The sequence below is a fragment of the Kocuria sp. SL71 genome (assembly GCF_026672465.1).
Classification (GTDB): domain Bacteria; phylum Actinomycetota; class Actinomycetes; order Actinomycetales; family Micrococcaceae; genus Kocuria; species Kocuria palustris.
Genome location: NZ_JAPPRE010000001.1, coordinates 2,596,707 through 2,610,910 on the forward strand (window position 1 = coordinate 2,596,707; position 14,204 = coordinate 2,610,910).

The 14,204-nt window shown below is 70.1% G+C and carries 9 protein-coding genes, 1 tRNA gene and 1 pseudogene; 3 read left to right on the forward strand and 8 right to left on the reverse strand.

Annotation, left to right across the window (positions count from 1 at the left end):
• Positions 1–3: 3 nt before the first annotated feature.
• The 3 genes and pseudogenes from OVA15_RS11800 to OVA15_RS11810 all read right to left on the reverse strand — a co-directional run.
• Positions 4–600 (reverse strand): annotated as a pseudogene (locus OVA15_RS11800) (IS3 family transposase); the annotation flags it as partial.
• Positions 601–794: 194 nt separating this feature from the next.
• Positions 795–878: transfer RNA gene (locus OVA15_RS11805), tRNA-Leu, on the reverse strand.
• Between the two features lie 135 nt (positions 879–1,013).
• Positions 1,014–1,664: a YdcF family protein gene (locus OVA15_RS11810; protein WP_268145155.1), complete on the reverse strand. Its 651-nt coding sequence runs from the start codon at positions 1,662–1,664 to the stop codon at positions 1,014–1,016.
• An 85-nt stretch (positions 1,665–1,749) separates the two neighbouring features.
• Here OVA15_RS11810 and OVA15_RS11815 point away from each other — a divergent pair, with 85 nt between their 5' ends.
• Positions 1,750–2,250, forward strand: coding sequence for an acyl-CoA thioesterase (locus OVA15_RS11815; protein ID WP_268145157.1), 501 nt, complete (start codon positions 1,750–1,752; stop codon positions 2,248–2,250).
• Between the two features lie 54 nt (positions 2,251–2,304).
• Here the strand turns inward: OVA15_RS11815 and OVA15_RS11820 are convergent, their stop codons facing one another.
• Both OVA15_RS11820 and OVA15_RS11825 read right to left on the reverse strand, forming a co-directional pair.
• Positions 2,305–2,877: a DUF2617 family protein gene (locus OVA15_RS11820; RefSeq protein ID WP_006213704.1), complete on the reverse strand. Its 573-nt coding sequence runs from the start codon at positions 2,875–2,877 to the stop codon at positions 2,305–2,307.
• 191 nt (positions 2,878–3,068) lie between these two features.
• Entirely contained in the window at positions 3,069–4,091 is a 1,023-nt protein-coding gene (locus OVA15_RS11825; protein WP_268145160.1) for an aldo/keto reductase, read from the reverse strand.
• Positions 4,092–4,182: 91 nt separating this feature from the next.
• On the opposite strand from OVA15_RS11825, the gene OVA15_RS11830 reads away from it, so the two are divergent.
• A complete protein-coding gene (locus tag OVA15_RS11830) occupies positions 4,183–4,704 on the forward strand; it encodes a histidine phosphatase family protein (RefSeq protein WP_268145161.1) in 522 nt (173 codons plus the stop codon).
• 100 nt (positions 4,705–4,804) lie between these two features.
• Here the strand turns inward: OVA15_RS11830 and OVA15_RS11835 are convergent, their stop codons facing one another.
• Positions 4,805–5,914: a glycerophosphodiester phosphodiesterase family protein gene (locus OVA15_RS11835; protein ID WP_268145163.1), complete on the reverse strand. Its 1,110-nt coding sequence runs from the start codon at positions 5,912–5,914 to the stop codon at positions 4,805–4,807.
• A 434-nt stretch (positions 5,915–6,348) separates the two neighbouring features.
• Here OVA15_RS11835 and OVA15_RS11840 point away from each other — a divergent pair, with 434 nt between their 5' ends.
• Complete coding sequence (locus OVA15_RS11840) at positions 6,349–11,250, forward strand: NAD-glutamate dehydrogenase (protein ID WP_268145166.1); 4,902 nt, start codon at positions 6,349–6,351, stop codon at positions 11,248–11,250.
• A gap of 95 nt (positions 11,251–11,345) precedes the next feature.
• On the opposite strand, the gene OVA15_RS11845 is transcribed toward OVA15_RS11840, so the two are convergent.
• Both OVA15_RS11845 and OVA15_RS11850 read right to left on the reverse strand, forming a co-directional pair.
• Complete coding sequence (locus OVA15_RS11845) at positions 11,346–11,888, reverse strand: lytic transglycosylase domain-containing protein (protein ID WP_268145169.1); 543 nt, start codon at positions 11,886–11,888, stop codon at positions 11,346–11,348.
• 229 nt (positions 11,889–12,117) lie between these two features.
• The gene (locus OVA15_RS11850) at positions 12,118–14,169 is read right to left on the reverse strand and encodes a BCCT family transporter (protein ID WP_268145171.1); all 2,052 of its coding nucleotides are present in this window, start codon (positions 14,167–14,169) and stop codon (positions 12,118–12,120) included.
• Between the last annotated feature and the right edge of the window lie 35 nt (positions 14,170–14,204).

Sequence of the window (14,204 nt, forward strand, 5' to 3'; positions counted from 1 at the left end):
CCGCTACTTTGCGGGTTCGGACTCTCGGGTGAGGGCCTCGTAGTGGAGCTTCTCGAACTCTATCGGGGTGAGCATCCCGAGGGTGCCGACCAGTCGCCGGTTGTTGTACCAGTCGACCCAGCCGGCGGTCGCGAACTCGACGTCTGAGAGCATCCGGAACGGGCCGGTGTGGAAGGCGGTGGTGCGGATGCACTCGGCCTTGTAGAGCCCGTTCACCGTCTCCATCAGGGCGTTATCGTAGGCGTCGCCGACGGTCCCGATCGACGGGGCGATGCCCTTGAGCGCGAGATGCTCGGTCAACCGAATCGCTGTGTACTGAGATCCGGCGTCGCTGTGGTGGATCAGATCTCCTGGTGAGATGGGGTTTCCTTCCCGTTCTCGCTGCCATAGCGCGATCCGCAGCGGCGTCATGACCAAGTCGACCTTCTTGCTCGAGGACGCGTGCCAGCCCACGATCCGCTGGGCGAACACGTCCAGGACGAACGCGACATAGACGAATCCCGCCCAGGTGCGGACGTAGGTGAAGTCCGTGACCCAGACCAGGTTCGGAGCCGCCGCGGTGAAGTCACGGTTCAGCAGGTCATCGGCACGTTTCCCGTCCGGATCACCGAGCCCACGCCCGAACCCACGTCGTTCTGATCGTTGAGGACCGCGAGATCGCCATCGTGGCCAAGGCCACCGGAGAGATCCTCCGCGAGCTCACCCTGGACCCCACGCGGAAGTACCAGCCACAACGAAAAACACCCCGAACCGGGGGTTCGGGGTGTTTCCGATGTACTGAGACATCACAGTCGTGCGCGAGGGGGGACTTGAACCCCCACGCCCTCTCGGGCACACGGACCTGAACCGTGCGCGTCTGCCAATTCCGCCACTCGCGCTCGTGGTTCGCAGCGACTCTCATCCCTGCGGGCAACGACGGATAGCGTACCCGAGTCCGCGCTCGCGCGCCAATTCGGGTCGTCGGGGCCCCAGGTCGACGTCGGCGGTGGCCTCGGATCAGCGTCTGAAGGGCCTCAGATCGACTTGGGATTGCCGGGCAGCTGGGTGTCGCAGCCCGGGGTGGCCCAGGCCTTGAGGAAGCCGGCGGACTGGTAGACGTAGGCCTTGAACGTCATCCAGGGGTAGCGCCAGTAGTCGTCGACGTAGTCGATCGGGGACCACTGGGTCTCACCGCTGTAGCACCGGTCCACGATCAGCTGGGCGCGGGAGACGTGGGGGCGCATGGTGATCACGATGATGTTGTCCCAGCCCCGCTCGGCCACCAGCTCGCGCATCTTCATGGCCTCGCCCTGCGTGGTGGAGGGGTCCGGCTCGAAGCAGATGACCTCGTAGTCCTTGCCCTGATCGCAGTGCGGCTTGCCGATCTCGTCGGTCGCCGCCTCGCCGCCGCCGCCGAAGTCCCCCTGCGGGGTCGCGTACACGACGGTGGGGGCGAGCCCCTGGTCCATCAGGTCACGGGCGTGGGCCACGCGGGCCTCGTCGGCGGGCCCGAGCACGAAGACCGCGTCGGCGGGCTGGGGGTCCTCGGTGACGTCCGGGTGCAGCACCACGACGGTGCACACCACCAGCCAGACGAGCACCAGGACGCCGGCGCCGAGCCCGAGGGCCCTCAGGCGCCGACGGCGGCGAGTGCTCCGCGTGCCGGTGCGAGTGGTCGTGCTCATGGTGATGCTCATCTTCTCTGGTCCGATGCGGGTCGTCGTGCCGCAGCCTCTATTCTGGGGCCCCCACCCGGAAGGATCCCGCAACATGTCCGAACACACATCTGCTGCGCCCGAGATCGCCCAGGACGGCCCGGGCGTCGTCGTTCAGATCCCCATGCGCTGGGGCGACATGGATGCCTACGGCCACATCAACAACGTGGAGGTCGTGCGCATGCTCGAAGAGGCGCGCATCGAGGCCTTCGGCGTGCCCGTGGGCACCGGGAACCAGGCGCGGCCGGCGCGGGTCCAGCTCTTCGACGCCCTCCCGGAGGGCACCCAGGCCCTCGTGGTGGAGCATCGCGTGCGCTACGTGCGTCCGCTCGAGTACAGCAACATCCCCGCGCCCACGCGCGTGCGCATCGTCAAGGCGGCCGGCGCAGCGCTGATCCTCGGCATCGAGATCGCCGACCCGCGCACGGGCGAATGGTGCATCCGCGCGCACACGCAGCTCGCGTTCTTCGACCCGCAGTCCCAGACCGTGCTGCGCCTGCAGCCGGCCCAGCGCGAGCTGCTGGCTCCGTATACGGGCGACCCGCTGTTCAGCTGAGAACCGGTACGGGTCCGACGGCGGCGCGGCAGTCCCTGGCGGCGGGACGCCGTCTCAGCTGGCGCGCAGCTGATGCCCGACCACAGCCGGCAGCTGCAGGGTGCTGACCGTCTGCACCAGACGTCCGGTCTCGGGCTGGGTGCGCCAGGTGCGCCACCGCAGCTCGTCGTGGCCCTCGGGCAGGTAGAGGCACGCCGCAGCGGCGGCGCCGTCGGCCCCGCGCAGCAGCAGCGAGGCCTGGGCGGTCTCGCTCTGGAGGTGGAAGCGCTCGCGCTGCTTGGCCAGGCCGCGCTCGGAGTGCTCCGTGAGCGTGCAGCGGATCTCGTACGCGCCGAGGCCGGGCAGGGGTGCGTCCAGATGTGCCTCGGTGGGCAGGTGGGGGATGAGCCCGGGCATCTGCGCCAGGGTCTCGATCCACTCCGAATCGCCCAGGCGCAGCACGAGCTGGTGTCCGGTGCCGAGCAGTCGCAGCTCGACGGAGGCATCGTCCAGCTGTGGCAGCTCCTGCGTGCGCACGGCCAGCGCCGGGAGCCGGGGGATGCGGTGCCTCAGGCTCAGCGACTCGGGGTCGACCCCGAGGAAGGGCATGGCGGTCCGATGGGCGGACTCGTCGGAAGTGGTGCTCATGGTGGTGCTCCTCCCCGCGCCGGACGATGCCCAGGTGGGGGCCTGGCGACGTCGTCCGTCGGTATTTCGATCGCAAATTACCGGCACCACGGACGCTCTGGCAAGCCAGTATGCAGATTCAACCTCAGCTCGGGGGGCGGCTGTCCCCTGGTCGGTCCACAGCGAGCTGCCGAGCTGCCCGTGACCTGCGGCTATGGCACGTCGTGGCCGCGTGCGACGTTCCAGAGCCGGTACCACTGCTCGTGCGTCATATTCGAGGCGACAGCATCCGCCTGGACGCAGGCGCGTATGCGATCGGAGCTGGTGGTGCCGATCACCGGGCGGATCCGCTGGGGCAGGCGCATCAGCCAGGCCAGCACCACCGCCTCGCGCGAGCAGTCCAGCTCCTGGGCCAGCTGCCGCACGAGCTCGATCGTGGGCTGCAGATTGCGGACCTCGTCGGTCGAAGAAGGGGAGGGTGCTCCGGTGAAGATCCCCCGCGCCATCGATCCCCAGGCCTGGACCTCGATGCCGGCGCGGGCGCAGCGCTCCAGGAACGTCCCGTCCTGCACCGTCGTGCGGCCTTCGGCATGGTTCCACAGGATCTGGGCCTCGATCAGATCGCGGTGATCCAGGCTGAGCTGGACCTGGGCCGCACCGAGGGGGCTGTTCATGGCCTGCTGGAGCAGCTGCAGGCGATCCCACGGCATGTTCGACACCGCCACGCGGCGGGCCAGTCCCTCGTCGACGATCGCATCCAGTGCGGCCCCGAGCTCGTCGAGATCGGCCAGCGGGTCCCAGCGGTGGATGAAGAACCGCTCCACGGACTCCAGCCCGAGCCGGGTCAGCGACTTCTCGAGCGACCCTCGCACCGTGGCGGCGTCGAGCCGGTAGTGCATGGGCGCATCGCCGGCGGCTGTGCCGCCCGGGATCCGGATCCCCGCCTTGGTCTGCACCTGCATCCGCTGCCGTCGCTGCGGGTCCTGGGCCAGCCAGCGGCCGACGACGGTCTCCGACTTGCCCGCCGCGTAGATGTCGGCCAGATCCAGGTCGCGGTACCCCGCCTCCTCGGCGGCATCGAGGGCCGCGAAGCCGACCTCCTCCTGCTCCTCCGTCAGCGGATCATCGGCGCTCCACGAGCCGCCCAGGGGCATGGCGCCGTAGATCAGCCGGGTGAGGCCCGGGTCATCGCGGGAGTCCGAGGGCTGGGGGACACTGGTGCTGGAATCGCTCATGGCCCCAGTCTGTCCGGACCGGCCCGAGCAGGCGAGCCCGGCTCGCCCCAGCAGACATCGTGGCCCCGCACGGGGTCGGGCAGGAGAGCAGATGCTCGCGTTCATGCGCCACGGCGAGACCGACTGGAACCGCGCCATGCGCTTCCAGGGCCGCACGGACGTCCCGCTCAACGAGACGGGCCGCCAGCAGGCCCGCGACGCCGCCCAGCGCATGCTCGACGAGGGCGAGAGCTGGGATGCGGTGGTCACCTCGCCCCTGTCCCGTGCGCGCGAGACGGGGCAGATCGTGGCCGAGACGCTGGGCGCGGAGTTCGGCGGGACCTACGACGGCCTCATCGAACGGTCGTTCGGCTCCACCGAGGGCAAGCACAACGAGAACCTCACCCCGGAGGAGTACGCCGAGCTCATGGGCCCGGCCGAGCCGGAGGACGAGCTCGTGGCCCGGGCCCTGCAGGCCGTGCAGCAGGTCGCCGCCGATCATCCCGGGCGCGACGTCCTCATGGTCACCCACGGGTCCCTGATCCGCATCGCCCTGAACCACTGGAGCGGTGACACCCACCCCCGGATCATCAACACGCAGGTCCTGCAGCTGCAGGAGGAGTGGATCGGCTGATCCGCCCGGTCCTCGCGCGCGACGACGACGGCCGGCTCCCCGCGCGGGGGAGCCGGCCGTCGTCGTCGCCGGACCGCGGGCGTCGCCGCAGCCGATCCGCTCAGCGGGTGTAGCGCTCGCGGGCGGTCTCGGAGCGCTCGCGCACATCCTCGACCGAGCGCGCCGCGCCGGTGTGCTCGCGCTCGGCGCGGGTCTCAGCGCCGCGGCCGAACTGCGGCTGCTCGACCAGCGGGTAGGCCTTCGGCAGGGCCCAGCCGCTATCGGCCATGACGTCGCGCAGCGTGGAGGGGTAGTCCGTGATGATGCCGTCCACGCCCCAGTCGATCAGCCGCTCCATGTCGGCCCGGTTGTTCACCGTCCACGGGGTCACGACGAGGCCGAGCTCGTGGGCCTCGGCGATGTTCTCCTCCGTGAGCAGCGAGTGGGCCGGCGACCAGACGTCGTAGCCGCGATCAGCGGCATCCTGCGGGTCGATGCCGGCGCCGACCGGGTTCTCCGACTCCGCCAGGGCCACCAGGGTCATGTCCGGATCGATCTCGCGGACCTGGTCCAGGGCCGCCCAGTCGAAGGACTGCAGCGTGGTGCGCTCGGGCCAGCCGTGCTCCTGGATCGTGGCCATGACGCCGCCGACCAGCGCCTCGCGCTCGGGGGTGTTCGCGGGGTCCTCGACCTTGGTCTCGATGTTCCAGCGGATCTCGTCCTGAGCCCCGTGCTGGACGGCCACGGCGAAGACCTCCTCGAGGGTCGCGATGCGGTTGCCCTCGATGTTGTCCTGCACCGGGTAGCCGGGCAGCTGCTGGTAGCCGCAGTCCAGGGTCTGGATCTGCGCGTAGGTCAGCTCGCGGAAGCGATCGCCCACGTAGGGGTAGTCCGGATCGCCGGGGGTGACCGGGCCGGTGTCCTGGCACTTCTCCGGCTGGATGGTGTCGTCGTGCCACACCATGACGACGTCGTCCTCGGTGAGGTGCGTGTCCAGCTCGAGGGTCGTGACGCCGAGCTCGAGCGAGCGGGAGAAGGCGGTCAGGGACGACTCCGTCCACTCGGCGCGCCCGCCGCGGTGGGACTGCAGGTCGAAGTCCTCCGCCTGCGAGGCCCGCTCGTCCGACGGGGCAGCGGTGGCGGGAGCCGCGACGGCGGCCGGGACGGATGAAGCGGCCAGGGCCAGGACGGCGCCGAGCGCGGCGGTGCGCAGCGTGAGGTTCGTGGGCATGGGAGCAGCCTTTCCAGCGGAGGGTGGGAGATGCATGCGGGGCAGTGCGGGCCTGCGGGCGGTCCGAAGGAGCAGAGGCTGGATGCCGCCTGGGCAGGCCCTGCCGAGACTAGGAATCGCCCCTGAGCTTGAGGTGACCCTCGGGCGAGGCGCTGGGGTCCGTCGGATGACCTGCGCGTGAACTGCCTCAGATGCATGAAGAGGGTCGTGACCAGCGGCGATGCTCCGTCGATCGGGCTCGGCGGGCCGTCGTCGGGGTGGGCCGCAGGCCGCGCTGGGGGCGTCGGCGGCGCGCGGTGGCCGCGGCCGTCTGGGCGCGCGGACTCGAGCGCCGTCGTGTCCCTGTCACGGCTGCTGTCCCCCGGCTACAGTGGCCGAATCGGCCGCCAGAAGCGGATGACCAGCTCACGACTTCACAAAGGTGTGATTCCCCAGTGGCAGAGTCCCAGGACCGTCCCGACCCCTCGACCGCAGACGCGCAGGACTCCGGAGGGCGGCGGCATCCGCGGCCGGGCTCCGAGCCCTGGATGCGGACCTACTACGCCGGCGCTCCGGCACAGGATCTCGACAGGCGCGGCGAGGACGTGCTCGCGGCCCGTGCCCAGCGCCACCGCGAGCTCGCCCAGCACCGCGAGCGCGGCGAGGTCCTGATCACCACCCTGGACGAGGGCTCGCGCACGGTCGTGCTGATCGTCGCCGACGACGTCCCCTACCTGGTCTCCACGCTCAACGCCCGGATCGCCGGTGACTGGGGCGGCGCGCGCCTGGTGGTGCACCCCATCCTGCGGGCCACCCGCGACGACGACGGCGAGCTGCGCTCCGTCGACGAGCTCGAGGACGTCCGTGCTATCTCCAGCGGCGACACGCAGACCATCCCGATCGTGGGGGCCCTCGGCGAGACGTCCGCGGCGGAGTCCTGGATACAGGTCGAGCTGGCCGAGCACCTGGACGAGTCCCAGGCGCAGGAGCTCATCGAGGGCCTGCGCCCCGCACTGCGCACGGTCGCGCAGATCGATGCGGATCACGACGACATGGTCCGCTGGGTCGGCAGCGTCAACGACTCCCTGAGCCCCATGCGCTCGCAGCTCGACGACGTCGAGCCGGCCCAGGAGTTCCTGACCTGGCTGCTCGACGGGCGCTTCGTGCTCATGGGCGTCAAGGAGTACGACCTCCGCGAGGACGACGAGGGCCTGTACCTGTCCTCCGTGGAGGGCAGCGGCCTGGGCATCCTCACAGAGACGGAGGAGAAGTCCGGACGTCCGCGACGCCTGACGGTCCAGGCCGCCGAGCACGCGCGCGATCGCCAGGCGATGTTCGTGACCAAGGCGAACACCCGTTCGGGACTGCACCGCAACGACTACCTCGACTACATCGGCGTGCGCCGCTTCGACGCGGACGGCCAGGTCGACGGCGAGTACCTGATCCTGGGCCTGTTCGCCCGCAAGGCGTACTCGACTTCGGCCCGCAACACCCCGTGGGTGCGGGACAAGGTCCGTGCCGTGGCCGAGTCCTTCGGCTTCCGCCCCGACTCCCATTCGGAGCGCGACCTGCAGTCCGTGCTCGAGGAGTACCCGCGCGACGAGCTGCTGCACATGTCCGTGGAGGAGGCCGTGCGGGCCGCCCGCGGGGTCGTCGAGCTCGACGAGCGACGCGTGACCCGCCTGTTCTGCCGCACGGACCTCTTCGGGCGCTTCGTCTCGGCTGTCGTCTACCTGCCGCGCGATCGCTACAACACCGAGGTCCGCGCGCGGATCTCGGAGATCCTCACCGAGGCCTACGGCGCGGTGGACGTCGACTTCGACGTCTCGCTGTCGACCTCCTCGCTGGCCCGGCTCTTCTTCCGGCTGCGCCTGCCGCAGGACACCCCGCCGCCGGTGGATCACGAGGACCTGCAGCTGAAGGTGCGCAAGGCCGCCCGCTCGTGGCCCGAGGCGCTGTCCATGGAGATCGAGGAGCTCTTCGACTCCGAGCGCGCCCGGGAATACGTGCAGCGCTGGGCGGAGGCGTTCCCCGCGGACTACCGAGCCCACTACGAGATCGACGAGGCCATCGAGGACCTGCGCCGCTGCGAGATGCTGTGGGGCCGTGACGAGGCGCTGCCCGCCGAGGTGCGCGTGGCGCCGTCCACGGCCGAGGGCGAGCCCGTGCGCGTCAACGTCTACCTGACCCGCAGCCTCACGCTGACCGAGATGCTGCCCATGGAGCAGAACCTCGGGCTCACGGTGCTGGACCAGAAGCCGTACCAGATCCGCACCGGCGACGGCCGCGAGTTCCAGCTCTACGACTTCGGCGTCGAGCTGCCTGACGGCGTGGATGCCGTGGGCCCCGACGACGCTCGCACCGAGGACCTCATCGAGGAGATCCTCTGCGCCGTGATCTCCGGTCGCTCGGAGTCGGACTCCCTGGACCGGCTCGTGCTCGCCGAGCGCATGCACTGGCGCTCGATCGCCGTGCTGCGCGCCTACGTGAAGTACCTGCTGCAGCTGCGCGTCCCGCACTCCTTCGAGTTCATGTCGGACACGCTGCTGGCCCAGCCGCAGGTCACCCGGGGGATCGTCGAACTGTTCGAGACCTCGTTCGACCCGCAGCGCTTCGCCGGCGAGGACGGGCAGCCGGACGACGAAGCCCGCGAAGCCGCCCGCGCCGAGGTGCTAGAGAAGCTCGAGGCCGCCCTGGACGAGGTCCCCTCTCTGGATGCCGACCGCTTCCTGCGCACCCTCGTGGAGGTCGTCTGCGCCACCGCGCGCACGAACGCCTACCAGCAGGACCGGCCCGCGATCGCGCTGAAGCTCGAGCCGCGGCGCATCTCCGCGGCACCGCTGCCGCGTCCGCGCCACGAGATCTGGGTGTGGTCGCCGCGCGTGGAGGGCACGCACCTGCGCTTCGGCCCGGTCTCGCGCGGCGGGCTGCGCTGGTCCGATCGCCGCGAGGACTTCCGCACCGAGGTCCTGGGCCTGGTCAAGGCGCAGATGGTCAAGAACTCCGTGATCATCCCCGACGGCGCCAAGGGCGGTTTCTTCCCCAAGCAGCTGCCGGATCCGGCGCAGGATCGCGGGGCCTGGGGCGAGGCCGGCAAGGACGCCTACAAGGAGTTCATCGGCTCGCTGCTGGACGTGACCGACAACCTGGTCCCGCAGGAGGACGGCGAGGACCGTGTGGTCGTCCCGGAGGCAGTGGTGCGCCGCGACGGAGACGACTCGTACCTGGTGGTCGCCGCGGACAAGGGCACTGCCAAGTTCTCGGACACCGCCAACGCCATCAGCCTGGAGCGCGGCTTCTGGCTCGGCGACGCCTTCGCCTCCGGCGGCTCGGTGGGCTACGACCACAAGGCCATGGGCATCACCGCCCGCGGTGCGTGGGAGTCGGTCAAGCGCCACTTCTTCGAGCTCGGCCACGACACCCAGACCCAGGACTTCACGGTCGTGGGCGTGGGCGACATGTCCGGCGACGTCTTCGGCAACGGCATGCTGCTCTCCGAGCACATCAAGCTCGTGGCCGCGTTCGACCACCGCGACATCTTCCTGGACCCGGATCCGGATCCTGCGGCCTCCTTCGCCGAGCGCAAGCGGGTCTTCGAGATGGGGCCGTCGTCGTGGAAGGACTACGACGCCTCCCTGATCTCCGACGGCGGCGGCGTCCACTCGCGGTCGTCCAAGTCGATCCCGGTCTCCGAGCGGGTCCGCGAGGTCCTGGGCCTGCCGGAGGGCACCACGGAGATGGCCCCGCCGGAACTGATGCGCGCGATCCTCAAGGCGCCCGTGGACCTGTTCTACAACGGCGGCATCGGCACGTACTTCAAGGCCTCGACCGAGACCAATGCCGATGTGGGCGACAAGGCCAACGACGCGATCCGAGTCAACGGCGCCGACGTCCGCGTGCGGGTCATCGGCGAGGGCGGCAACCTGGGCGCGACCCAGCTGGGCCGCATCGAGGCCGCTCAGAACGGCGTGCTGATCAACACGGACGCGATCGACAACTCCGGCGGTGTGGAGTCCTCCGACCGCGAGGTCAACATCAAGATCCTCGTGGACCGCATGGTCGCGGCGGGGGAGCTCCCCCAGGGCGAGCGCGCCGGGTTCATCGAGTCCATGACCGAGGAGCTGGCCTCGCTCGTGCTGCGCACCAACGTGGCGCAGAACATCACGCTGAGCGTCGACCGCTGGAAGGCCGATGACTATGCGCTGACCTACGCGCGGTTCATGGACTGGCTCGAGGAGAACGCGGACCTGGACCGCGAGATCGAGTACCTGCCCACGGACGAGCAGCTGGAGGCCCGTGCCGAGGACCCCGAGATCGACGAGCCGCTGACCGCCCCGGAGCTGTCGGTGCTCACGGCCTACGCCAAGATCCAGCTCTCCGGCGAGCTGATCCGCTCGGACCTGGCCGAGGACCCCTGGACGGCGCGGATCGTGCAGCGCTACTTCCCGGAGGCTATGGGCGAGCGCTTCGGCGAGGATCTGCAGACGCACCCGCTGCGCCGCGAGATCGTGGGCACCCTGGTGGCCAACCAGATGATCAACATGGGCGGGGCCACCTTCGCCTACCGTGCGCTCGAGCAGACCTCGTGCGAGCCCGGCGAGCTGGCCGCGGCCTTCCTGGCGGCGGTCGAGATCTTCGAGCTCGACCCCCTGCTGCAGCAACTGGCGGAGCTGCCGGCCGATGTCTCGACCGAGCAGTGGATCCAGATGATCCAGGACGTCCGACGCCTGCTGGACCGCGCCGTGCGCTGGCTCATCAGCCGCGGCCTGTCCCAGCAGCCGGTCGAGCAGGTGGTCGAGGCCTTCGCCCAGATCCCCGAGGTCCGTCGGGAGGGGCTCACCTTCCTGGGAGCCGAGGACGCCGAGGCCGCGCAGCGCCGCGAACAGCTGGCGCTCGAGCAGGGCATCTCGGAGGAGCTCGCGCAGACCTGGTCGCGCCTGCTGGACTCCTACTCGCTGCTGGACATCGTGCGTCTCGCGGAGTCCGAGGGCGAGGATCAGGACCTCGAGCTCGTGGGGCAGCTGTACTTCGCCCTGCACGAGCGCTTCGGCATCCAGACGATGCTGACCCGGATCTCGGGCCTGCCGCAGACCACCCGCTGGGAGGTCCTGGCGCGCATGTCCATGCGCGAGGACGTGTACTCGACGCTGACGTCCATGACCGCCATGGCGCTGCGCGCCGACGGCGAGACGGCCGAGCAGAAGGTCGAGGCCTGGATCGAGGAGAACCGGCAGTCCCTGGAGCGCGTGGGACGCACCCTCCAGGAGATCGAGTCGAGCTCCGGAGGCGATGCCGCCACGGACATGGCGGCCCTGTCGGTGGCCCTGCGCTCCATGCGGTCGCTGATCAGCGCCTGATCACCGGGATCGCCCCCTGCTTGCGACGGCGCCCGCTCCCCTCGAGGGAGCGGGCGCCGTCGTCGTGCGCGGGGTTCCTGTTGGGGAGGCGTGGTTCAGGACTCCTCGGAGCAGACCCCGGCGTAGCGGGTCTCGGAGAGCTCGGTGATCTGATCGATGTAGTTCTGCGTCTCCTGGTACTCCGGGATGCCGCCCTCCTCGAGGACCACCGTGGGCCCGGCGTTGTAGGCGGCCAGGACGAGATCGGTCTCCTCCTGCTCGTCGGCGGGATCGAGCTCGGAGACCATCTCGCGCAGATCGCGCAGGTAGTAGCCCTGCGCGCGGATCGAGGCCTCCGGATCCGTGGCCTCGCCCTCGCCGTAGAGCTCCCAGGTCTCGGGCATGAACTGCGCCAGGCCCTGGGCGCCCACGGGGCTCTCGGCCTCCGGGTCCCAGCGGCTCTCCACGTCCAGCTGCGCGGCCACGAGCTCGGGCGGCAGGGCCGAGACCTCGGCGGCATGGGCGACGTCGTCGGCCCACTCGCGGGGGATGGCTCCGCCGTGATCCGAGCAGCTGGGGTCGCTGTTGTGCGAGATCGTGCCGACGGTGCCGATGATCAGCAGGCCGAGGGCGCCCCAGACGGGCCAGGCGCGCAGCACCGCACCCGAACGGCTCGCGCTCGAACGGCCGGGGGCCGATCCGCCCGCAGCCCGGCTGCCTTCGCGCGGCTTGGGGCGCGGGGCGCTTGCGCCGGGCGGCGGAGGCGGAGCGGCGTGAGCTCTTGGCGGGGGTGCGCTTGTCGGAAGACGGCATCGCCTCGAGCCTAGGGCACGAGCGGAGGCCGTCGACATGGTCGATGTCGACGGCCTCCGCCGGTGGTGCGGATGTTCAGGCCCGCGGCGGGCTGTCCCTGCCCTCGGATCCCGCGGAGCGGGTGCCGTCGGGGTTGTCCCAGGCGCTGTCCCACGGCCCGCCCGGACGCGAGCCCGGGACGCCGAGGGACTGCGAGCGGATCACGATGCCGTCCTCAGGGTCCGTGGAGCTAGCGCTGCGCGGCGTGCCGTCGGCGTTCACGGCCGGGATCTCGCCGGTGTCGGGCGTGGTCGTGGCCAGGGCCACCGGCTCGTCGGAGTCCAGCGGGACCTGGGCGACCGTGTCGACGAGCACCTGTCGGGCGTATTCGGTGCGCAGGACCAGAGGATCGCTGGCCAGGTCCCGGTACAGAGCCAGGCACAGGATCAGCATGACGATCATGAAGGGCAGCGACGAGACGATCGTGATGTTCTTCAGGCCGTTGAGCGCCTCGGAGGGATCCGAGCCGCCTGCCAGCAGCATGACCGCGGCGACGGCGCCGGTGGCCACGCCCCAGAAGATGATGCCGCCCTTGGAGGGCTCCTCCGCGCCGTTCTCGGACAGCCCGCCCATGACGATCGAGGCGGAGTCCGCGCCGGTCACGAAGAAGATGCCGATCAGGATGACGGTCAGCACGACCAGCACGCCGGTCATGATCGGGTTCAGCGGGAGGGCGTTGAGCAGGTCGAACAGGATGGCGTCGAAGTTGATGTCCGGGCCCTCCGTGGTCTGCTGGGCCAGCATGGAGCCGGTGTCGCCGGCGGACTCGGCGCGCTGCTGCAGGCCGATGCCCGCGCCGCCGAAGATCGCGAACCAGATGGTCGAGACGCCCGAGGGGACGACGAGCACGCCGGCGATGAACTGGCGCACGGAGCGACCGCGCGAGATGCGGGCGATGAACAGGCCCACGAAGGGGGCCCATGAGACCCACCAGGCCCAGTAGAAGATCGTCCACGAGGACAGCCAGGAGGCCATGTCCTCGCCGCCGACGGAGTTCGTGCGCGAGGCCATCTCCGGCAGCTCCTGCACGAAGGCGCCGATGGCGTTGGGGATGATGTCCAGGATGAACAGGGTCGGCCCGGCCACGAACACGATCAGCGCGATGATCACGGCCAGGACCATGTTGGAGTTCGACAGGAACTGGATGCCGCGCTCGATGCCGGACACGGCCGAGGCCACGAAGCAGATGGTCAGGACGGTGATGATGCCGACCAGGATCGGGGTGGTGACGGTCTCCATCATCCCGGCGGAGCTGATGCCGCCGCCGATCTGCAGGGCGCCCAGGCCGAGGGAGCAGGCCGAGCCGAAGAGCGTGGCCAGGATCGCAAGGATGTTGATGATCCGCCCGCCCACGCCGTTGACGAAGCGGCGGCCGAAGACCGAGGTGAACATGGCCGAGAACAGCTGCGAGCGGCCCAGGCGGAACGTCCCGTAGGCCATGCCCAGGCCGACGACCGCGTACATGGCCCAGGGGTAGAGGGTCCAGTGGAACAGGGTCGTGCCCATGGCGGTGCGCATGGCTTCGGTGGTCGAGGGATCAGCCGTCTCGGGCGGCGGCGCCATGTAGAACCACAGCGGCTCGCCCACGCCGTAGAAGACCAGGCCGATGCCCATGCCGGTGGCGAACATCATGGAGATCCACGACCACGTGGAGAACTGCGGCTTCTCGCCGTCGCGTCCCAGGGGGATCTTCCCGAACTTGGAGAACGCCAGGAAGATCACGAAGACGACGAAGACGGTGGCGGCGATGACGTAGAGCCAGCCGAAGTCCGTGATGGTCCCGGCCAGGAGGTGATCGGCCACCGCCCCCAGGCCCGAGGGATTGATGAGGCCCCACGCCACGAAGACCACGGCAAGAACGGCTGCGCAGCCGAAGACGACCTTGTCGAGGCCCCTGCGGGTCTCGGGCTGAGCGCGGGTCAGGGAGTCGCGCAGCGAGTCGAGCAGGTGATGCTGGCGATCGAACGAGGTGTCGGTCTCCGTTGCCGGCGACGGGGGGATCAGCTCGGACGGCTGGTGATCCACGTCCTGTCCGGAGGCGCTCGAGGGCTCTCCGGGCGGCGTCGAGCCGGGGGTTGTGCTGCTCATGATGAGCCTTTCCTTGCATAAGGGATGCCCTGGTG

What these genes read in the sequence shown, in the direction of transcription:
- OVA15_RS11810 (WP_268145155.1), bottom strand. Translation starts at nt 1,664, where the DNA reads ATGAGCACGACCACTCGCACCGGCACGCGGAGCACTCGCCGCCGTCGG.
- OVA15_RS11815 (WP_268145157.1), top strand. Translation starts at nt 1,750, where the DNA reads ATGTCCGAACACACATCTGCTGCGCCCGAGATCGCCCAGGACGGCCCG.
- OVA15_RS11820 (WP_006213704.1), bottom strand. Translation starts at nt 2,877, where the DNA reads ATGAGCACCACTTCCGACGAGTCCGCCCATCGGACCGCCATGCCCTTC.
- OVA15_RS11825 (WP_268145160.1), bottom strand. Translation starts at nt 4,091, where the DNA reads ATGAGCGATTCCAGCACCAGTGTCCCCCAGCCCTCGGACTCCCGCGAT.
- OVA15_RS11830 (WP_268145161.1), top strand. Translation starts at nt 4,183, where the DNA reads ATGCTCGCGTTCATGCGCCACGGCGAGACCGACTGGAACCGCGCCATG.
- OVA15_RS11835 (WP_268145163.1), bottom strand. Translation starts at nt 5,914, where the DNA reads ATGCCCACGAACCTCACGCTGCGCACCGCCGCGCTCGGCGCCGTCCTG.
- OVA15_RS11850 (WP_268145171.1), bottom strand. Translation starts at nt 14,169, where the DNA reads ATGAGCAGCACAACCCCCGGCTCGACGCCGCCCGGAGAGCCCTCGAGC.